The sequence below is a fragment of the Streptomyces actinomycinicus genome (assembly GCF_016741775.1).
Lineage (GTDB): Bacteria > Actinomycetota > Actinomycetes > Streptomycetales > Streptomycetaceae > Streptomyces > Streptomyces actinomycinicus.
This window is the reverse complement of the sequence record NZ_JAERRK010000008.1, coordinates 248,546-268,631: the sequence shown is the minus strand read 5'-3', so window position 1 is coordinate 268,631 and position 20,086 is coordinate 248,546. Positions and strand designations below refer to the sequence as shown.

Sequence of the window (20,086 nt, the reverse complement as noted above, 5' to 3'; positions counted from 1 at the left end):
CCGCACCCCCGGCCTCCGGTGGCCCTGCACGAGGCATGACCCTGCCCCCACCGACGGCCTCCCCGGCCGCCCTTCGACCGTGGCGTAGGCAGGTGATCCGATGGCGCTGCCGTGGGGACGGGGTCTGTGACGGTTCTCGTGAGCCCTCGCCGTATTTCAGAGGGATGCCCCCCGGTGTTCTGCCAGCGGCAGAACACCGGCCGGACCGGGCCCGACGATCACTACAGTCCGGTCTCATGACGACGATCACGACGCGTACGGTCGAGTACCCGGCCGACGGTTTGACGATGATCGGGCACCTCGCGCTCCCGGCCGGTGTCGACCGCCGGCCCGCGGTGCTGCTCGGACCAGAGGGCATGGGACTCAGCGACGTCGAGCGCCGCCGGGCCGATGCTCTCGCCGAACTGGGATACACCGCGCTGGCCTTCGACCTTCACGGCGGGCGCTATGTGGGCGACCCCGAGGAGATGCTGGCCCGTTGCATGCCACTGCTCGCCGATTCCGACCGGATGCGGGGCATCGGCCATGCGGCGCTCGACGTGTTGCGCGCCGAACCGCGGACCGACCCCGACCGGATCGCCGCCGTCGGCTACGGGACCGGGGGCGCCGTCGGGCTGGAACTCGGGCGTGACGGCGTCAGCCTGCGCGCGATCGGGACGGTCAACGCACTGACCACGGGCCGACCGGGCGAGGCGGCGCGCATCCGCTGCCCGGTGTGGGCCGGGGTCGGGTCGGAAGACCCGATCATGCCGCCCTCGCAACGGGACGCATTCACAGCCGAGATGCAGGCCGCGGGCGTCGACTGGCGCCTCACGGTCTACGGCGGCGCCTTGCACGCGTTCCACCACCCGCCGGTCGACCACACCGTGCGCCCCGGCGTCGGCTACCACCCACGGCACGCGCAGCGAGCCTGGCGCGACGTCGTCGACCTGCTCGCCGAGTGCCTGCCGGTGACGGAGGATCTGGGGACATGACCCAGGCGAACATGCCGGCTCCAGGCGTGGCCGGCGTCGGGCACTGACAGCCCCCCGGCCACCCGACGGCTCTGGCCTCCGGCGGCCCGACGGCTCCAACCCCCGGCGTGCACCTCCCAGCCCGCGGGCGGGCAAAGGAGAAGGCCCGCCGGCGGGCGGGCCTTCACGCTGCTACGACGGCCGCCCGGACCCCCGCGTCAACGCATACCCCCCGATCCCGGCGAGCGCAGCTAGCACCGCCCCGATCCCGGTCCACACCCACCGGTCGGACCACCACCCCGACGACCAGCCGTCGTCCGAGCCGAAACTGGACAGCACCGCGCCCTTCGAACCGTCGTCCTCCTTCTCGGATTTGACGGCGATCCCGGGAACGAGCGGCTTGCCCAGCGCCCCGTCCACCGCGGCGCCCCCGCCGATGTCCTTGGAGCCGACCCGCACCTCGGCACCCACCGGCTGACCGAGATCGGCGGCACGGAGGCCGACGACCGTCAGCCGGACGTAGTACGTGCCCGGCAGCGGGTCGTTCGCCCACGGCTCCGACCAGCCGCGCACGGTACGCAGCACACAGGCCAGCTCGACCGAGCCCGCGTCCTGCGCGGCCGTGCGGGTCGCGGCGCCGTACTGGCAGGCCTGCCGGCGCCGCAGCCCGTCGTACACGTCGAGCTGCCAGGTCTCGGCCCCGTGCGTGTCCGGCAGCTTCACCGTCGCCTCGACGGTCGGCCGCTGACCGGTGTCCGCGGGGAACGACCAGTACAGGTAGTCGCCGGTGGAACCGGACGCGGTGGCCTTCTGCCCTTGCTCGATCTCCGTGGCCGTACGGAACGAGGTGCCCGCCCGGGTGGGCGCCTTGTCGTCGCCGGAGGCGCTCGGTGAGGGCGAGGTGTCGGCGGCGGCCGGCCCCGCGGCCAGCCCCAGCGTCAGCAGGGCGGCGCCCAGCGCACGTGTGATACGCATCAGTTCGTCCTCCAGACCGCGACCCGCCAACGCGACAGCCAGCCCCACAGCAGACCCGCCAGGAAGCCGATCAGCACCAGGGCACCCAGCAGCCACCAGCCACGGCCGAGCCCGAAGGCGGCCACGTCATGGTGTCCCGAGGGCCCGTCCACGACGTCCACGGTCAGCTCCAACGGCAGACCGGGCGTGGTCTTCACCCCGGCCGCGGCCGAGAAGGAGCTGGTGACCTGGAGGCACACCGTCTCCGCGGTCGCCGTGTCGTCGTCGCTGTCGGCCTTCGGGTAGCGCAGCCCCGTGGAGACGACGTCCGTGCGGCCGGTGCCGGCGGCCTCGCCGCGCACGATCTCCCGGCCGTGCTCCGTCACCGCCCGCAGCAGCACACCGTAGTTCGGGCCGACGGCCCGGTCGTCCGCCACGCTCACCGAGGCGCGCAGCTCCTGGCCGGGCTCGACGTCCACCTTGTACCAGCGCTGCTGCCCGAACTCGGCACGGTCGGTGTACAGCCCGGACTTCAGGGCCGGCGCCCGCTCGCAGCTGCCCGCTCCCTCGGTGGCGACCGGCGTGACCACCGGATCGGCCGCCCGGTCCACCAACTCGCCGACCCTGTCGGAGAGTTCCTCCTTGTGCCGCACGTCGGTGTAGGTGCCGCCGGTGGCGTCCGCGATGCAGCTGAGCTGATCGCGGGTCTTGGCGTCCGGCACCAGGCCGAGGGTGTCGATGGTCAGCCCGATGCCCTTGGCGGCTATCTCCCGGGCCACCTCGCACGGGTCGAGCGGCTGGCAGGTGTCCTCGCCGTCACTGATCAGGACGATACGGCGGGTGCCGGAACCGCCGTTCAGGTCGTCCGCGGCCTTCAGCAGCGCGGGCCCGATCGGGGTCCAGCCGGTCGGTGCCAGCGTGGCCACGGCCGTCTTGGCGTCGGTCCGGTCGAGCGGGCCGACCGGGTAGAGCTGTTCGGTGTCCTTGCAGCCCTGCTTGCGGTCGTTGCCGTGGTAGTTGGCGCCCAGGGTCCGGATGCCGAGCTGGACCTCCTCCGGGGTGGCGTCCAGCACCTCGTTGAACGCCTGCTTCGCCGCGGCCATCCGGGTGCCGCCGTCGATGTCGCGGGCCCGCATGGAACCGCTGACGTCCAGCACCAGTTCGACCTTCGGAGCGGCTTGGTCCGTCTCGTCGGCGACCGCTCCGGCCGGGAACGCGATCCCGGCCGTCAGGGCGGCGAGCAGAGCACAGACGCCCGCTGCCAGCCGTTGTCTTCTGATCATCGCCGGATCTTATTGATCAGACGGGCCAGACTCCAAAATGCCGGGTCACCGTCTCCGCCGGCCGCCCGGCCCCGCTCAGGTGCCGCCGTCGGGCGTCCCGGCCCCGGCCACGTCCGGCGTCCCCGGTCCGAACAGGCCCGCGATACGCGCCCGGTACAGCGCGGCGACGGTGAAGCCGTCGGTGATCCGCCCGTCGGCCACCATCTCCTCCGCCCCGGCCGCCGTCACGGTGATCGCCCGGTGGATCGCCTCGCCCTTGTCGACCTCACCGATGCCGTCGACCCGCACGGCGTAGAGGGCGACCTTGTGGGCCAGCAGGCCGGTGTCGGGGTGCAACTCGCCGAGGGGAATCACCGCGGTCGGGGTGGCGGAGATCTCCTCCCGCAGCTCCCGGGTGACGTTCTCCGTCGGCGTGGCACCCGGCTGCCCGAAGCCGCGTACGACCTCCCAGTGCCGGCTCCGGGTCGCGTGCCGGTAGTGCTCGATCAGCACCACCCGCCCCTCGGGGCCGACCAGCGGCAGGATCACCACCCCGGGCGAGGAGCCCGGGGGCGGCAGGATCCGGTCGTACAGCCCCAGGCGGCCGTCCGGGAAGCGCACCGGGTCACGCAGGTACCACAGGTAGCGTCCGGCCGACACCACACCCACCGGGACCGGTCGCAGCGCGGCCCGCACCCGCGCCCACAGGGCCGCGAACGGTCCGCCGCGGCCACTGCCGCGAGCCGTGGCCACCTGGCGCCGGGCCGCGCGGATCTGTGCCGCGTCCGTGAGGATCCGGATCCCCTCGGGGTCGTCGCGAAACCACTCCGGGGCCTCCCGGCGAAGGGCCTCGTACCGGTTCATCGGGGACTCGGCAGGCTGTGCAAGGGCGTTCTCCGGCTCGTCAGTATTCCGGCAGGTCTTCGTTGTCCTGGGTGGTCGCCGAGGCCGTGCCCGTCGGGGCCGTGCCCACGGAGTCCCGGTAGCCGGGCAGGCGCCGAACCAGGTCGTGGAACTGTGCCCATTCTCGTTCACTCGCCAGTCGTACGGTGGCGATCTCGCGCGCGAACCTCTGTTCCTGCCGTCCGGCCATGCGGTTGCGCAGCACCAGCTGCACCGAACCGGTCAGCGAGCCGCTCACCGTGAGCGGCAGGATCGAACCGGCCACCTCCCAGACGTCGTTGCCGCTGACGGCGGTGAACACGGCCGCGCCCACCGTGACGACGACCTCGACCACCGGACGCCACGCCGTGGGCCGGGCCTGCCGGCGCTCCCGCGCCAGCCTCAGGATCTCCGCGTTGAGCCGGACGTAGCCGTCGAAGACCTGTCCGACGCCGTCGTGGAACGCCTCCGGAGCAGCGGTCAGCTCCCCGAACGCCCGGATGTAGGCGTTCCAGGCGGAGGTCTGGCGCAGCCGCCAGATGTCGTGCAGCGTCAGGTCGTTCACCGCCTCCGGCGTCAGCCGGTCCTGAACGGCGGCGAAGGTCTGGCGCCGCAGGAACGTCAGCAACTGCTCCGGATCCTGGACGACGCCCACCGTGGCGGCCCTGGCCTCGCGGGCCTCCTGCAGCACCACGCGCCGCAGGCTGCCGACCGGAGTGAGCGGGTAACGCCCCAGGGCGTCGGCGAGGTTGACGTTGTAGATCAGGTCCAGGAGCTGCTTTATCTCCGCCGCGAAGGGCTTGCCCCGGTCGTACCTGCCCTCCGCCACGTTCGTCCCCGGGACGGAGACGAACTGCTCGTACAGGGTGTTGCGCACGACCGGCTGTCTGCGCACGCTGAGGCCGTTGCTGAAGCCGACCACCTCGCCCAGCCGCTCGCCGAACCGGTCCGCGTCCTCGCGGGCGACGCCGACGTGGGCGGCGAGGATGTCGATGTCCTTGGCGGTGAGCCCCTGGACCTTCTCGGTGAAGGGCTGGTAGAGCCGCATCCGGGTGCGGTCCCGGTTCTCCTGGTCGCCCGCGGACTCGTCCCACGACATGCGGACACAGCGCACCCGGTCGGCGGCGGCCAGGCCCGCCAGCGTCTCCTGCCAGGCGGTGAAGCCCTCACGCCGCAGGTGGAGGTGGCCGGGCGGCTCCTCGGCCGGGTGCCGCTCGCCCAGGAGGAAGGGGACGATCGCCCCCGAAGCGAGAAGTCTTCGATGCGCCGCGCGAGCCTCCCCCTCTTCGATCAGGTCACGGCTGATCGCGTCGTTGTTGTAGAAGTAGGCGCGGTTGATCACGACTTGGCTGGCGTTGATGAGGCTGCGGAAGTACTCGGCCCGCACCTCCCGGACGCGCCGGTGACCGACCTGGTCCAGGGACTGACCGCGCTCGATCATGTCCTTGGTGAGCTGTGCGGGGACCCACTGGTTGTCCAGCGACTGCGCGATCACGGCCCCCGGTTCCAGTTGTTCCGGCTGTATCGGCGTCATCAGGCTGTCACTGCTGTCGACGTCAGTCATCTGCTGCCCTCAAGGCTCTCGTGTCCGGGCTGACCCCCCAGAGGTACACCCTGCGGACGGTCGTGCTGAGGCCAACGCGATTTCAGGACTGCTGATATGACGCAAAATCAGCCGGCGGCCGGAAAATCCGTCGCGCAGGGATGAGGCAGCGTCGTCCAGAGGTCGCCGGCCCGGTCGGGGGACAGGCGCATCAGGGTCAGGGCCTTCGTCGGTACCGGGGTGTCGTACAGGGATGCCAGGTCGGGGGTGTGCGGCAAGGCGGGCAGGGTGGTTCGGAGCGCGGTGGCGAGGGCCGGGCCCGAGCCCGCCGTGGCGGCCAGGGCACCTGCCACCAGGGATCCGAACAGCTTGCGCCGCAGCGTCGTCTCGTCGTCCGTGACCAGGCGGCCGCTGAGGCCGGGCGCGGGGATGCCGTGGCGGGACAGGCGGGCGGGGCTGATCCGGATGTCGGCCAGGTCGCGGTAGACCAGGCGCAGCGGAGCGCCGTCGGCCGACAGGACGACCAGCAGGTTCTGGCCGTGGGCCTCCAGGGCCACGCCGAGGTCCAGCAGGCGCAGGCCCACCGTGAGCGCCAGCCGGGTGAACGAGGCCAGCCAGGCGGGCGACTTCTGCAGGGCCGTGGTCGCGAGCGCGGCCACCGGCAGCACGCGTTCCCCCGGCGCCGCGTACACCTCCGGCGACTCCCGCAGCAGCGCGGCCAGGTCGGGGGAGAGGGCGGTGACCGCTCCCAGCGTGCGGGTGACGTGCAGCAGGCCGTCGGTGCGCGCCGCCAGGTCCTCCGCGAAGGCGGACAGGGTCGCCGCGGCCCGCACCGAGTAGCCGGAGATGTCCCGCACCGACGAGGTCAGCCGGGCGCTCAGCGCGGTCTTCACGTGCGGGCCACCGGGCAGCGCCAGGGTGCGCAGGGACATCAGCGGCCGGGCCGGGCGCCAGACGTCGTACGGCCGCCGGAGCACATGCGCGGCCTGCCACGGGTGCACAGGCACCAACAGATGCCCGCCGGAGCGGAGTTCGGCCGGCCAGTCGCCGGAGACCGAGCAGTCCGCCGCCGGTACCGGCACCGTCCCCAGTTCGACCACCGGGCCGTGTTCCGGGCCGTACGCCAGCTGGTCGGCCACCGAGAAGCCGGGACGGGAGCGGCAGTTGGGGTGGAAGGGGTGACCGTCGACCACCCGCTGTTCCCACTCCCAGTCCTGCTCCGGCCACTCCTTCGGGTGGTCCGCGCCGGCCCGGGACAGCGCCAGCGAGGCGACACTGTGCGCCAGTTCCGCCGCCAGCCCGGACGCGCGCGGCACAGCGAGCGCGGTCATCAGACGCGCCGGATCCTCGTACCGCTCCCGGTCCAGGCGTACGGCGGTGACGTACGCGCTCGTGGCGTACGGGTCCGTGTGCGGCCCCCGCAGGGTCCGGCCGTCGGCCAGGCGCAGGGCGAGGCCGTGCGCCCAGGGCACCCGGCCGGCGAGCCACGGCAGCGGCTCATGGGCCAGCGCCCGCCACAACCGGGTCAGCACGGCGGCGCGGGCACCCGGCAGCTCCGCCGCGTACCGGGGCAGCAGGCCGGGCCGGACGGTGGCCAGCTCCTCGGCGATCTCGGCCTCGGCGGTGGTGGGACGGTGCACGGTCGGCTCCTCGGGTACGCGGGCACGGCACGATTGTCGGGGACTGCCGGGGACGACAGCCATACTGATCATCACCGGCTCCCGCGCGGCGCACCCGGCGCGCGCAGGGACGGCCGCGGGCCCTGTGGACGACGGACGAATGGAACGCGTGGACCTCACACCCCCCACCGCCGAGGCCGGCCGGCGCGCCGACGCCTATGCGGCAGCGCCGCTGCTCAACTGCCTGCTGCGGGAGGTGGCCGAGCCGCTCCCGGGCGTCGGGGACCGGCGCGTCCACCGGCTGCCGGACGGCCGGCTGCTGCGGGTGCGCGCGGGGCGGCGCCCCGCGGAGCCCGAGGTGTTCGCGGCCGGGGCCTGGCGCCGGATCGGCCACACGGAGCTGGTCAAACTGGTCGGCGAGGAACTGCGCCGGCACACCGGGCTGCCCGGCGGTGACCTGCCCGCCGAGATGATCGACAGCCGGGACGCGGTCGCCGCCCTGCTCACCGCCCGCGAGCGGGCCACGGCCCCCGCGGACCCCTACCTGCGCTCCGAGCAGTCGCTGCTCACCGGCCATCCTTGTCACCCGGCACCCAAGGCGCGCGGCGGCGGCCCGGTCGCGTCCTGGCTGCCGTACGCCCCTGAGGCCCACGCCCGCTTCGGACTGGTGCTGCTCGGCGTCCGCGAGGACCAGGTGGCCGAGGAGGGCGACACCACCGCCCTGGACGCCCTCGGCACGGCCCCGCCCGGCTACCGGCTGCTGCCCGCCCACCCCTGGCAGCTCGGCCTCGTGGCCGGTGACCTCGCCCCCGCGTTCGCCGACGGCCGTCTGCTGCGGCTCGGCACGACGGGGTTCGACACCTGGCCGACGGCCGCGGTCCGCACGGTGTACGAGCCCCGCCGGGACCTGTTCCTGAAGTTCAGCCTGGATGTCCGCATCACCAACGACATCCGCCGGCTGTGGCGTCACGACCTGTGCAGACTGCGCCGCACCGACCTCGCGGCCGGGCACGCCTTCGCGGCGATGGGCCCGCCCGCGGCCTGGCTGAGCGACCGCGGCTACCGCACCGCCGCCTTCGCCTTCGAGGAACTGGCCGTCCTCGTCCGGGACGGCCTGCGCGGCCACCTGCTGCCCGGCGCCACCCCGCTGCTCGCCGCGGGCCTCGCCGAGGGCTTCGACGGCAACCCGCTGGCCGCCACGGCCGACCCGGCCGGCTGGTGGGAGGCGTACCTGCGGCACGTCGTACCGCCCGTCCTGACCGCCTTCGACGACCACGGGGTGGTCGTCGAGGCCCATCTGCAGAACACCCTCGTCGCCGTGGACGGGACCGGTACGCCCGTGCAGGCCCTGTTCCGGGACGCGGAGGGCGCCAAGCTGCTGCCGGACGTGACCCGGGCCGCCGGCTGGGAACGGCTGGTGTACTGCCTGGTCGTCAACCACCTCACCGAGATCGCCGCCGCCCTCGCCGAGCACCACCCGGGCCTGGAGCCCTGGCCCGCCGCCCGACGTGAACTCGCCCGGCACGACCTGCCCGAGATCCCCGCGCTGCTCGGCGCGCCCACCCTGCCGGGGAAGACCAACCTGCTGCTGCGCTGGACCGGCGCCGACGGGGCGGAGGCCCGCTACCTGCCCCTGCCGAACCCGCTGGCAGGGGCCTGACCCGCGCGGATCACCGGGCGGTGCCGAAGTCCTGGGTCCAGTAGCTGCCGGGCTGCGCGAGGCCGACGCCGATCTCCTTGAACCCGCAGTTGAGGATGTTGGCCCGGTGCCCCGGGCTGGACATCCAGGCGTCCATGACCTGCTCCGCGGTGGTGTAGCCGTAGGCGACGTTCTCGCCGTAGCTGCTCCAGGTGTAGCCGGCGCCGGTGATGCGGTCGCCGGGGGAGGAACCGTCGGACCCGGTGTGCGACATGTTCCGGTGGGCCGACATGTCCGCGCTGTGCGCCTGCGCGGCCTTGGTCAGCTCCGGGTTCACGGTCAGGGGCCGGCACTGCGCCTTGGCGCGCTCGGCGTTGACGAGCTGCACGATGCGAGCGGTGACGCCGGACGCCGTGGCGGTGGGCTTCGGGGTGCTCGGCGCGGCGGGGGCCGTGGACGGAGCGGTGGTGGCCGCGGGTGTGCGGGGCACGGTGGTCCGCCGCGGCTCGGGGGCCGTGGTCTTCTTCGTGGCGCTCGGGTGAGCGGTGGCCTTCGGCGCGGCCGGTGCGGTGGCCTTCGGCGTGCCGGGTGCGGTGGGCCGCGGCGCGTGCGCGACATGACCGTTGCGGTGGTGATGGCGGTGGTGGCGCTGGCCGTGCTGCCACGGTGCCGTGGGCGTGCTCGTCGCGGCGACGGTGGTCCGCTCGTCCGTGCCGTACGGCCAGTCGGAACAGGCCAGGGCGACGGACGGTACGCCCACGGCGCCGACGGCGACGGTGGCGACGACTATGCGCCGGTAGTACTGCGTCTTGCGATGCTTGCCCATGCGTGAACCCTCACTCGGTGATCGCCGGGCGCTCATTCTCGGGATCCCTTCACAGGGAGCGCAAAGGGCTCGTCCACTATCGGGCTTCGTAGCTCCCCACGCCCCTTGTCATCAGCGCGACGAACTGTCGTCTTCGCGTCCGCGACGTTTGCTGTTTGCTGTCACCCCGTCAGGAACGCCGCCCGTACGCCGGATACGGGAGCCGAGCGGCCGGGCGCCGTACCTGCCCGCGAAGGCACACCGGCACGCCTGGCAAGACGGACAAATCCCATATGTCGCCGGAGGGGCGTCTACTAGTCAGCTTGGTTAGTAGCCGACCCCTGCGTGAGGGATGTCACATCAACCTCCTGCCGCCCGTCCACCGGGGGCCGGGGCCGACTACGCCGCTCGGACCCCCAGGTGCTCCGCATATAGCCTGAGGGGATGCTGTCCGAGGTCACCGCAACCCGCTATGTGGAGCCGCTGCGGTCCGGCGGCTCCGTCCCCGGAGTCGTCGAGGCCGACGACCTGGGCACGTACGTCGTGAAGTTCACCGGCTCGGCACAGGGACACAAGGCCCTGGTCGCCGAGGTCATCGTGGGTGAGCTGGCCCGCGCGCTCGGCCTGCGCTTCCCGGAGCTGGTCCTCGTCCACTTCGACCCCGCCGTCGCCGACGCCGAACCGCACCAGGAGGTGCGCGACCTGCACAGCGCCAGCGCCGGCGTCAACCTCGGCATGGACTACCTCCCGGGCGCCCGGGACTTCACGCCGGAGATCGCCAGGTGGTTCCCGGTGGACCCGCTGGAGGCCGGCCGGATCGTCTGGCTGGACGCGCTCACCGCCAACGTCGACCGTACGGTCCACAGCTCCAACCTGATGGTCTGGCCCACGCTCGGGACCGCACCCCCGCGGCTGTGGCTCATCGACCACGGTGCCGCCCTCGTCTTCCACCACCGCTGGGACACCACCACGCCCGGCAAGAAGTACGACTTCCGTTACCACGCCCTCGGCCACTACGGCCCCGACGTCCGCGCCGCCGACGCCGAACTCGCGCCCCGCGTCACCGAGGAACTGCTGCGCGGCATCGTCGCCGAGGTGCCGGACGCCTGGCTGGCCGAGGACGCCGGGTTCGCCACGCCCGGCGACGTCCGCGACGCCTACGTCGGCTACCTGCTGGACCGCGTCCGGCTCTCGCCCCAGTGGCTGCCCACCGACTTCCCGAGCCGCGAGGAACTCGCGGCCGAGGAGGCCGCCCGCGCGGCGAGGACACAGGCGGGCCGCCCGGCCTGGCTGAAGCGGGTCCCCGATCTGCACGGCAAGCCGGCGGCGGAACAGGACTGGTCGGCGCACCTGGGGTGAGCCGGAGCCGCACGGGGCCGACGGCCGTGAAGGGGCTCGTACGCGACCGGGCGGCCCCGGGGAAGACCCGGGGCCGCCCGCAGCGTTCGCAGTGCGTGCCGGTCAGCCCTTGAGCTGCTGGTACGCCGGCAGCGTGAGGAAGTCGGCGTAGTCGTCGTCCAGGGACACCTGGAGCAGCAGGTCGTGCGCCTCCTGCCAGTGGCCGGCCGCGAACGCCTCCTCGCCGATCTCCTTGCGGATGGCGTCGAGTTCCTCCGCGGCGACCTTGCGGGCCAGCTCAGGCGTGGCCCGGTCGCCGTTCTCGAACTCGACGCCCGCGTTGATCCACTGCCAGATCTGCGAGCGGGAGATCTCGGCGGTGGCCGCGTCCTCCATCAGGTTGAAGATGGCGACGGCGCCGAGCCCGCGCAGCCAGGCCTCGATGTAACGGATACCGACCTGGACGGCGTTGACCAGGCCGTTGTAGGTCGGCTTCGCGTCCAGCGAGTCGATCGCGATCAGGTCGGCGGCCTCGACGTGCACGTCCTCGCGCAGCCGGTCCTTCTGGTTCGGCCTGTCCCCGAGGACCTTGTCGAAGGACTCCGTGGCGATCGGCACCAGGTCGGGGTGGGCGACCCAGGAGCCGTCGAAACCGTCGTTCGCCTCGCGGTCCTTGTCGGCGCGGACCTTCTCGAAGGCCACCTTGTTGACCTCGGCGTCGCGCCGGGACGGGATGAAGGCCGCCATGCCGCCGATCGCGTGCGCGCCGCGCTTGTGGCAGGTGCGGACGAGGAGTTCGGTGTAGGCCCGCATGAACGGGGCGGTCATCGTCACCGCGTTGCGGTCCGGCAGGACGAACTTCGCGCCGCCGTCACGGAAGTTCTTCACGATGGAGAACAGGTAGTCCCAGCGGCCGGCGTTCAGCCCCGCCGCGTGGTCGCGCAGCTCGTAGAGGATCTCCTCCATCTCGTACGCGGCCGTGATGGTCTCGATCAGGACGGTGGCGCGGACGGTGCCCTGCGGGATGCCGACGTAGTCCTGCGCGAAGACGAACACCTCGTTCCACAGCCGGGCCTCGAGGTGCGACTCGGTCTTCGGCAGGTAGAAGTACGGGCCCTTGCCGAGGTCCAGCAGCCGCTGGGCGTTGTGGAAGAAGTACAGGCCGAAGTCGACGAAGGCGCCGGGGACCGGGGTGCCGTCCGGGTCGACGAGATGGCGTTCGTCGAGGTGCCAGCCGCGCGGGCGCATGACGACCGTGGCCAGCTCCTCGTCGGGCCGCAGGGCGTAGGACTTGCCGGTGCGCTCGTCGGTGAAGTCGATGTTCCGGGTGTACGCGTCGATCAGGTTGACCTGGCCGAGAACGACGTTCTCCCAGGTGGGCGCGGAGGCGTCCTCGAAGTCGGCGAGCCAGACCCGGGCGCCCGAGTTGAGCGCGTTGATGGTCATCTTGCGGTCGGTGGGGCCGGTGATCTCGACGCGCCTGTCGTTCAGCGCGGCCGGGGCCGGGGCGACCCGCCAGGAGTCGTCCGCGCGGACCGCGGCCGTCCCGGGCAGGAAGTCGAGCGTGGAGGTGCGGGCGATCTCGGCGCGGCGCTCGGCCCGGCGGGCGAGGAGTTCGTCACGGCGCGGGGTGAACCGCCGGTGCAGCTCCGCCACGAAGGCGAGCGCCGCGTCCGTGAGGACCTCTTCCTGCCGGGGCAGGGGCTCGGCGTCGACGATGGCCAGCGGGGACGGCGCTGGTGCGGACATGAGCTGTCACTTCCTTCAGCGGTGGCACCGGGTGCCAAGTGGCACGAATAGGGCAGTCAGCGCCGACTGTGCGGGCAGGCGCTTCTGAACAGTGGATAGTAGTTTCCTCATCGTGGAACTTCAATGGTTTGTTGATGTCGAGATTCTCTGAGTCGAGGCAAGGTGGCGCCCAGTGCCACCCCGTTCACTCAAGGTGGCTCAGATCGGCCTCGGTGTCGATGTCGTAGGGCTCGGCGACGTCCGCGCACTCCACGAGCCGGATCCCGCCCTCGTGTGCCGTCAGGTAGGCCCGCGCCCCCCGGTCCCCGGTGGCCGTCTCCGCGATCCCCGTCCAGTGGGCCGCGCCGAACAGCACCGGATGTCCGCGCAGCCCGTGGTAGGTGGCCGAGACCAGCGATTTCTCGTCCTCGTACGCCCCGAGCACCCGGGCCACGGCGGCGGGCCCGATGCCGGGCTGGTCGACCAGGCACACCAGGGCCGCGCGGGCGCCCGTACCGGCGAGCGAGGCCAGCCCCGTGCGCAGCGAGGAGCCCATGCCCTCGGACCACTCCGGGTTGTCCACGACCACGCAGCCGGCCAACTCGGCACGCTCTCTCACCTCGTCCGCGCGGGCGCCGAGGACGACGTGGATCCGGCCGCACCCGGCCGTGCGCAGCACTCCGGCCGCGAGTTCCACCAGGGGCCGGCCCCGGTGCGTCAGCAGTGCCTTGGGCCGTCCGCCGAGCCGTCTGCCCCCGCCGGCCGCGAGCAGCAGCCCCGCGACATCCGCCTGAAGGTCCTGGTTGTCCGTCATGGGTCCTGCATACCCGAAGGCGGTGGAACCGGCCGTTCTTCCGGTGCCGATTCCCTTGGGCTGAATTTCGGTCCGCGCTGTGGCGCTCCCGCAGCGGGTGGCGTTTACTGACCCGCGCACGACGGCGTGCCTGGGGGAGGGCTGTGTTGCGGAGCTTGGGGCAGAGGCCAGTGACCGGCAGCGACGAGGACCCGAGGGTGGCGGAACTGCGGACCGCGGTGTCCCGGCTGCGCCGCGAACTCGCCGCGTTACCGGCGGACTTCCCCGACCGGGCGATAGCCGAGGACGAACTGGCCGCCCTGGCCGCGATGGCCGCCGGCGGCCTGCCGGAGATCCCCCGCCTGCGCGGCTCCCTGTTGCTGATAGCCGGCGCGATCGGCTCGATGAGCGCGCTGAACCGGGGCCTGTCGCAGGTACGCGACGCCGTGGACCTCTTCGGCGAGCCCCCACGGAACTGAGGGCCCGCTTCCACGCCAGGCCCTTCGCGCCCAGGCCCTCACGCCGTGCCCTTCACGTTCCGGCCCTCACACCGTGCCCTTCACGTTCCGGCCCTCATGCCGGGCCCTTCAGTCCAGGCCACTCGCGTCGGGCCCTTCACGTCACGCCGGCCGCTCCGCGTGGCCGGCGGGGCGTACGGCTCGCCCGCGCCGGGCTCGTGGTCATCCGCCGGTCTGGCTGACCAGGGCCGCCGACAGTTCGGCGGCGATCTGCTGGAGCACCGGCACGATCTTGTCCGTCGCCGCCTCCGTGACCCGCCCTGCCGGTCCGGAGATGGAGATGGCGGCCGCCGTGGGGGAGTCCGGGACGGACACCGCGAGGCAGCGCACCCCGATCTCCTGCTCGTTGTCGTCGACGGCGTAGCCCGCGCGCCGTACGTCCTCCAGCGCCGCCAGGAAGCCCTCGGGCGTGGTGATGGTCTTCTCGGTGGCGGCCGGCATGCCCGTGCGCGCCAGCAGGGCCCGCACCTCGTCGTCCGGCACACCGGCCAGCAGCGCCTTGCCCACGCCGGTCGAGTGCGGCAGCACCCGGCGGCCCACCTCGGTGAACATCCGCATCGAGTGCTTGGACGGCACCTGCGCGACGTACACGATCTCGTCCCCGTCGAGCAGTGCCATGTTGGCCGTCTCGCCGGTCTCCTCGACGAGCCGCGCCAGGTACGGCCGCGCCCAGGTGCCGAGCAGCCGGGAGGCCGACTCGCCGAGCCGGATCAGCCGGGGCCCGAGCGCGTACCGCCGGTTGGCCTGCTGCCGGACGTATCCGCAGGCGACCAGCGTGCGCATCAGCCGGTGGATGGTGGGCAGCGGCAGCCCGCTCGCCGCGGACAGCTCGCTCAGGCCGACCTCGCCGCCCGCGTCCGCCATCCGCTCGAGCAGGTCGAAGGCGCGCTCCAGGGACTGCACACCGCCGGCGGCGGAGGGCTTGGCGGAGTCGGTGGTGCTGGCGCTGGACGTCGGCACGGCGCGTTCCTTTCGGGACTGACAGGAGGGAAGAAGCCTACCCGGCAGCCGGTTGACTCCCCGCTTGTACGTAGCTACGTTCTGCTTGCTGGAATTCTAATTCCGCTTTGTGGAAACGTCCAGAGCGGGGGCCGGTCGGGCGTCACCGGGAAGTCTGCCTCTTGACGACCGGGAAGACGGAGTGAAGACTCCTTCAACAGAACGTTGAAATCCGTTTCGTAGGTGTAAATCCCGTTTCCTGGGCGTAAAACGGCGGTACAGAGAGGGGTTCGGGTGTCCGACGCTGAACTGGTCCTGCGCTCGACGCGCGTCATCACCCCGGAAGGGACGCGGGCCGCCACGGTCACCGTGTCCGCCGGCAAGATCACGGCCGTCCTGCCGTACGACGCCGAGGTCCCGGCCACGACCCGGCTCGAGGACGTCGGCGACCACGTCCTGCTGCCCGGCCTGGTCGACACCCACGTGCACGTCAACGACCCGGGCCGCACCGAGTGGGAGGGCTTCTGGACCGCCACGCGCGCGGCGGCGGCCGGCGGCATCACCACCCTCGTCGACATGCCCCTCAACTCCCTGCCGCCGACCACCACGGTCGCGAACCTGCGCACCAAGCAGGCCGTGGCCCGCGAGAAGGCGCACATCGACGTCGGCTTCTGGGGCGGCGCCCTGCCCGACAACGTCAAGGACCTGCGCCCGCTGCACGACGCCGGAGTCTTCGGCTTCAAGGCGTTCCTGTCCCCGTCCGGCGTGGACGAGTTCCCGCACCTCGACCAGGACCAGCTCGCCCAGTCCCTGGCGGAGACCGCGGGCTTCGACGGCCTGCTGATCGTGCACGCCGAGGACCCGCACCACCTGGCCGCCGCGCCGCAGCACGGCGGACCCAGGTACGCCGACTTCCTCGCCTCCCGCCCGCGCGACGCCGAGGACACGGCCATCGCCAACCTGGTCGCGCAGGCCCGGCGGCTGAACGCCCGGGTGCACGTGCTGCACCTCTCCTCCAGCGACGCGCTGCCGCTGATCCGTGCCGCCCGCGCCGAGGGCGTCCGGATCACCGTGGAGACCTGCCCGCACTACCTCACCCTCACCGCGGAGGAGGTCCCGGACGGCGCCAGCGAGTTCAAGTGCTGCCCGCCGATCCGTGAGTCCGCCAACCAGGACCTCCTGTGGGAGGCCCTCGCCGACGGCACCATCGACTGCGTGGTCACCGACCACTCGCCCTCCACCGCCGACCTCAAGACCGCCGACTTCGCCACCGCGTGGGGCGGCATCTCCGGGCTCCAGCTGAGCCTGTCCGCGGTGTGGACCGAGGCCCGCAGGCGCGGCCATGGCCTGGAGGACGTGGTCCGCTGGATGTCCACGCAGACCGCCGCCCTGGTCGGCCTGGGGCAGAAGGGCGCCATCGAGGCCGGCCGTGACGCGGACTTCGCCGTCCTCGCCCCCGACGAGACCTTCACCGTCGACCCGGCCGGCCTCCAGCACCGCAACCGGGTCACCGCGTACGCCGGCAAGACCCTGTGCGGCGTCGTCAAGTCCACCTGGCTGCGCGGCGAGCGCATCGTCTCCGACGGCGAGTTCACCGAGCCGAAGGGCACGCTGCTCAGCCGCCCCCAGTAGAGCCACCCCCTGCACCCGCACCCGGCCGACTCCGGAAAGGACCCTTTGATCACCGTGACGGCGATACCGAGCTTCACCGGCGACGCGAACCCCTACGGAGGCGGCGACCCGTACGCGGACTACCGCACCGCCGACTTCCCCTTCACCCAGTACGTCAACCTCGCCGACCGGCAGCTCGGCGCCGGTGTCATCGCCGCCAACGACGAGTTCTTCGCCCAGCGCGAGAACCTGCTGGTGCCCGAGCCGGCCGAGTTCGACCCCGAGCACTTCGGGCACAAGGGCAAGATCATGGACGGCTGGGAGACCCGCCGCCGGCGCGGCGTCTCGGCCGAGCACCCCTGGCCGACCGCCGAGGACCACGACTGGGCGCTGGTCCGGCTCGGCGCGCCCGGCGTGATCCGCGGGATCGTCGTCGACACCGCGCACTTCCGCGGCAACTACCCGCAGGCCGTCTCGGTCGAGGGCGCGTCCGTACCCGGCTCCCCGTCCCCGGAGGAACTGCTGGGCGACGACGTGAAGTGGACGACCCTCGTCCCGCGCACCGCGGTCGGCGGCCACGCGGCCAACGGCTTCGAGGTCACCGCCGAGCAGCGCTTCACGCACCTGCGGATCAACCAGCACCCCGACGGCGGCATCGCCCGCCTGCGGGTGTACGGCGAGGTCGTCCCGGACCCGGAGTGGCTCGCGGCGCTCGGCACCTTCGACGTGGTCGCCCTGGAGAACGGCGGCCGGGTCGAGGACGCCTCCAACCTCTTCTACTCCCCGGCCGGCAACACCATCCAGCCGGGCCGCTCCCGCAAGATGGACGACGGCTGGGAGACCCGCCGCCGCCGTGACCAGGGCAACGACTGGATCCGCTACCGGCTCGCCGCCCAGGCGCAGATCCGCGCGATCGAGATCGACACCGCCTACCTGAAGGGCAACAGCGCCGGCTGGGCCTCGGTCTCCGTCAAGGACGGCGAGGACGGCGAGTGGACCGAGATCCTCCCGCGCACCCGCATGCAGCCCGACACCAACCACCGCTTCGTCCTGCCCGAGCCGGCGGCCGGCACGCACGCGCGGATCGACATCTTCCCCGACGGCGGCATCTCCCGCCTGCGCCTGTTCGGCTCCCTGACCGAGCAGGGCGCGAGCGGCCTCGCCGCCCGCCACCAGGAGCTGGGCGGCTGATCCCCGCCCGCACGCGCGCGTGGGGCGCCCCGGCAGGACAGCACCGGGGCGCCCCACGCGTCACCCGCACGGACCCCCGCCCCACCGGTCCGGAACTCTTCCGTCCACCTCCCGCGTTGTCTCCCACGTGACCCTTCAGCAAGAAATCGTCGGCAACGCCATGCAGATGGCGGTCGTCAACCTGCGGCCCGGCCAGACCGTGTACTGCGAAGCCGGGAAGTTCCTGTTCAAGACCACCAACGTGACCATGGAGACGCGACTGTCCGGCCCCTCCGGCGGCGGACAGCAGCAGAGCGGCTCCGGCGGCGGCATGGGCGGCATGCTGCGCCAGGCCATGGGTACGGCGATGCAGGTCGGCCAGCGCATGCTCGCCGGCGAGTCGCTGGCCTTCCAGTACTTCAGCGCCCAGGGCGGCGAGGGCACGGTCGGCTTCGCCGGAGTGCTCCCCGGCGAGATGCGCGCCCTGGAGCTGGACGGCACGCGCGCGTGGTTCGCCGAGAAGGACGCCTTCGTGGCCGCCGAGTCCACCGTCGACTTCGGCATCGCCTTCCAGGGCGGCCGGACGGGCACGAGCGGCGGCGAGGGCTTCGTCCTGGAGAAGTTCACCGGGCACGGCACGGTGATCATCGCCGGCGCCGGCAACTTCATCGACCTGAACCCGGCGGACTTCGGCGGCCGTATCGAGGTCGACACCGGCTGCGTGGTCGCCTTCGAGGAGGGCATCCGGTACGGCGTCCAGCGGGTCGGCGGCCTCAACCGGCAGGGGATCATGAACGCCGTCTTCGGCGGCGAGGGCCTGTCCCTGGCCACCCTGGAGGGCAACGGCCGGGTGATCCTTCAGTCCCTCACCATCGAGAGCCTCGCCAACGCCCTGAAGAAGGCCCAGGGCGGCGACAAACAGGGCCCGACCGGCGGACTGTTCTCGACGCACTCCGGCTGAACCGGCGACCGGCCTCGCCCGGGCGCACCCTCCTGCGTCCGCCACCACCCTCCTGCGCCCGCCACCGTCCACCTGCGTCCGCCACCCTCCTGCGCCCGCCACCCTCCTGCGTCCGACACCGCCCCGCGCGTCCGCCACCGCCCTGCGTCCGACACCGGACGCAGGGCGGTGGCGTTCGACTCGCCGACACGGGCGCGGAGCCCGTCGTTCACCCCATCGGTGCGGTCGGCCGTCCCGCGAGCGCGGAGCCGACCGGAGATGCGCAACCGCAGGACCCCCCTGACTGGGCCGGTTGGCGGTGTATCTCCATCGCAGGTTGGATCTTCATATCGGTGCATTTCATATCTTTTCTTCCTGTCTCCATCCGGATTGACCAGCTGTCGAGACATCAATGGGAGAAACATGCGTGTCGTGGTGACCGGAGGCGCGGGATTCGTCGGGTCTCATCTGTGCGAGGCCCTGCTGGGCAGAGGGGACGACGTGGTCTGCGTCGACAACCTGTCCACCGGAAGTGCCGAGAACATCGCCGCTCTCCGCGACCAGCGGGGATTCACGTTCGTGCACGCGGATGTGAGCACCGGCCTGGAGGTGCCGGGCCGGGTGGACGCGGTCGCCCACCTCGCCAGTCCGGCCTCTCCGGCGGACTACCAGAGGCTTCCCCTGCAGACCCTGGCCGTGGGCAGCCGCGGCACCGAGCACGCCCTGGACCTCGCCCGCCGGCACGAGGCCCGCTTCGTACTGGCCTCGACCAGCGAGGTGTACGGCGACCCGCGGATCCACCCGCAGCCCGAGGAGTACTGGGGCCACGTCAACCCGGTCGGCCCGCGCAGCGTGTACGACGAGGCCAAGCGCTACGCCGAGGCTGTCACCGCCGCCTACGCCCGGCACGCCGGGACGAACGCCGGCATCGTCCGCATCTTCAACACCTACGGTCCGCGTCTGCGCCCGCACGACGGCCGGGTCGTCTCCAGCTTCATCCGGCAGGCCCTGGCCGGGGAGCCGCTGACCCTCTTCGGCGACGGGCAGCAGACCCGGAGCTTCTGCTTCGTCGACGACCTGGTCCGCGGCATCGTGGCGATGCTGGACTCGCGTGAGCCGGGACCGGTCAACCTGGGCAATCCCGACGAGCGCACCGTCGCGGAACTCGCCGGGCTCGTCCTGCACATCACCGGTTCCAGCTCGTCCGTGCGGAACCTTCCGCTGCCCACGGACGACCCCGTGCGCCGCTGCCCCGTCATCGACCGGGCCCTCGAACGGCTGGCGTGGAAGCCCGAGACCGGCCTGGAGGAAGGCCTGCGGGCGACGGTGTCCTGGTTCCGGTCCCGCCCGGCACAGCCGCTCGCGGCCGTCGGCCCGGCGCGGTGACGCGGG

General features: G+C 72.5%; 17 protein-coding genes. 8 read left to right on the top strand and 9 right to left on the bottom strand.

The genetic code is table 11. The annotated features are described in order from the left end of the window. Positions 1–236 precede the first annotated feature (236 nt). Positions 237–974, top strand: coding sequence for a dienelactone hydrolase family protein (locus tag JK359_RS18915; RefSeq protein ID WP_201837034.1), 738 nt, complete (start codon positions 237–239; stop codon positions 972–974). Positions 975–1,145: 171 nt separating this feature from the next. On the opposite strand, the gene JK359_RS18910 is transcribed toward JK359_RS18915, so the two are convergent. The 5 genes from JK359_RS18910 to JK359_RS18890 all read right to left on the bottom strand — a co-directional run bounded on the left by JK359_RS18910 (position 1,146) and on the right by JK359_RS18890 (position 7,234). Then, a complete protein-coding gene (locus JK359_RS18910; protein ID WP_201837033.1) occupies positions 1,146–1,928 on the bottom strand; it encodes a hypothetical protein in 783 nt (260 codons plus the stop codon). Continuing rightward, positions 1,928–3,190, bottom strand: a complete 1,263-nt coding sequence (locus tag JK359_RS18905; protein ID WP_201837031.1) for a VWA domain-containing protein — start codon at positions 3,188–3,190, stop codon at positions 1,928–1,930. The genes JK359_RS18910 and JK359_RS18905 overlap by 1 nt, the downstream gene beginning before the upstream one ends. Positions 3,191–3,265: 75 nt before the next feature. Beyond that, positions 3,266–4,033 carry an NUDIX hydrolase gene (locus JK359_RS18900; protein ID WP_201837029.1) on the bottom strand — a complete coding sequence of 256 codons (768 nt, stop codon included), beginning with the start codon at positions 4,031–4,033 and terminating at the stop codon, positions 3,266–3,268. 40 nt (positions 4,034–4,073) lie between these two features. After that, complete coding sequence (locus tag JK359_RS18895) at positions 4,074–5,615, bottom strand: hypothetical protein (RefSeq protein ID WP_201837027.1); 1,542 nt, start codon at positions 5,613–5,615, stop codon at positions 4,074–4,076. 107 nt (positions 5,616–5,722) lie between these two features. Then, positions 5,723–7,234: an IucA/IucC family protein gene (locus tag JK359_RS18890; protein WP_201837025.1), complete on the bottom strand. Its 1,512-nt coding sequence runs from the start codon at positions 7,232–7,234 to the stop codon at positions 5,723–5,725. Between the two features lie 139 nt (positions 7,235–7,373). On the opposite strand from JK359_RS18890, the gene JK359_RS18885 reads away from it, so the two are divergent. Beyond that, the gene (locus tag JK359_RS18885; RefSeq protein ID WP_201837022.1) at positions 7,374–8,873 is read left to right on the top strand and encodes an IucA/IucC family protein; all 1,500 of its coding nucleotides are present in this window, start codon (positions 7,374–7,376) and stop codon (positions 8,871–8,873) included. A gap of 10 nt (positions 8,874–8,883) precedes the next feature. On the opposite strand, the gene JK359_RS18880 is transcribed toward JK359_RS18885, so the two are convergent. Beyond that, positions 8,884–9,678 (bottom strand): CAP domain-containing protein, encoded by a 795-nt coding sequence (locus JK359_RS18880; RefSeq protein WP_201837020.1) that lies wholly within the window; start codon positions 9,676–9,678, stop codon positions 8,884–8,886. A gap of 423 nt (positions 9,679–10,101) precedes the next feature. On the opposite strand from JK359_RS18880, the gene JK359_RS18875 reads away from it, so the two are divergent. Beyond that, on the top strand, positions 10,102–11,016 hold the full coding sequence (locus JK359_RS18875) for a HipA family kinase (protein ID WP_201837018.1): 915 nt from the start codon (positions 10,102–10,104) through the stop codon (positions 11,014–11,016). A 102-nt stretch (positions 11,017–11,118) separates the two neighbouring features. On the opposite strand, the gene aceB is transcribed toward JK359_RS18875, so the two are convergent. Together aceB and JK359_RS18865 are read right to left on the bottom strand one after the other, a co-directional pair. Then, positions 11,119–12,744 (bottom strand): malate synthase A, encoded by a 1,626-nt coding sequence (gene aceB, locus JK359_RS18870; RefSeq protein WP_201837016.1) that lies wholly within the window; start codon positions 12,742–12,744, stop codon positions 11,119–11,121. A 184-nt stretch (positions 12,745–12,928) separates the two neighbouring features. After that, complete coding sequence (locus tag JK359_RS18865; RefSeq protein WP_201837015.1) at positions 12,929–13,537, bottom strand: nucleotidyltransferase family protein; 609 nt, start codon at positions 13,535–13,537, stop codon at positions 12,929–12,931. Between the two features lie 143 nt (positions 13,538–13,680). Here JK359_RS18865 and JK359_RS18860 point away from each other — a divergent pair, with 143 nt between their 5' ends. Continuing rightward, positions 13,681–13,995, top strand: a complete 315-nt coding sequence (locus JK359_RS18860) for a DUF5955 family protein (protein WP_201837014.1) — start codon at positions 13,681–13,683, stop codon at positions 13,993–13,995. A 201-nt stretch (positions 13,996–14,196) separates the two neighbouring features. Here JK359_RS18860 and JK359_RS18855 read toward each other — a convergent pair whose 3' ends face one another. After that, entirely contained in the window at positions 14,197–14,994 is a 798-nt protein-coding gene (locus JK359_RS18855) for an IclR family transcriptional regulator (RefSeq protein ID WP_201837013.1), read from the bottom strand. 273 nt (positions 14,995–15,267) lie between these two features. On the opposite strand from JK359_RS18855, the gene allB reads away from it, so the two are divergent. The 4 genes from allB to JK359_RS18835 all read left to right on the top strand — a co-directional run bounded on the left by allB (position 15,268) and on the right by JK359_RS18835 (position 20,080). Continuing rightward, entirely contained in the window at positions 15,268–16,605 is a 1,338-nt protein-coding gene (gene allB / locus JK359_RS18850) for an allantoinase AllB (protein WP_201837011.1), read from the top strand. Positions 16,606–16,659: 54 nt separating this feature from the next. Continuing rightward, positions 16,660–17,775: an allantoicase gene (gene alc, locus JK359_RS18845; protein WP_201837010.1), complete on the top strand. Its 1,116-nt coding sequence runs from the start codon at positions 16,660–16,662 to the stop codon at positions 17,773–17,775. Positions 17,776–17,902: 127 nt separating this feature from the next. Beyond that, positions 17,903–18,715 (top strand): AIM24 family protein, encoded by an 813-nt coding sequence (locus JK359_RS18840; protein ID WP_201837009.1) that lies wholly within the window; start codon positions 17,903–17,905, stop codon positions 18,713–18,715. Positions 18,716–19,117: 402 nt separating this feature from the next. Then, positions 19,118–20,080, top strand: coding sequence for a UDP-glucuronic acid decarboxylase family protein (locus JK359_RS18835; protein ID WP_201837008.1), 963 nt, complete (start codon positions 19,118–19,120; stop codon positions 20,078–20,080). The last annotated feature ends 6 nt before the right edge of the window (positions 20,081–20,086 follow it).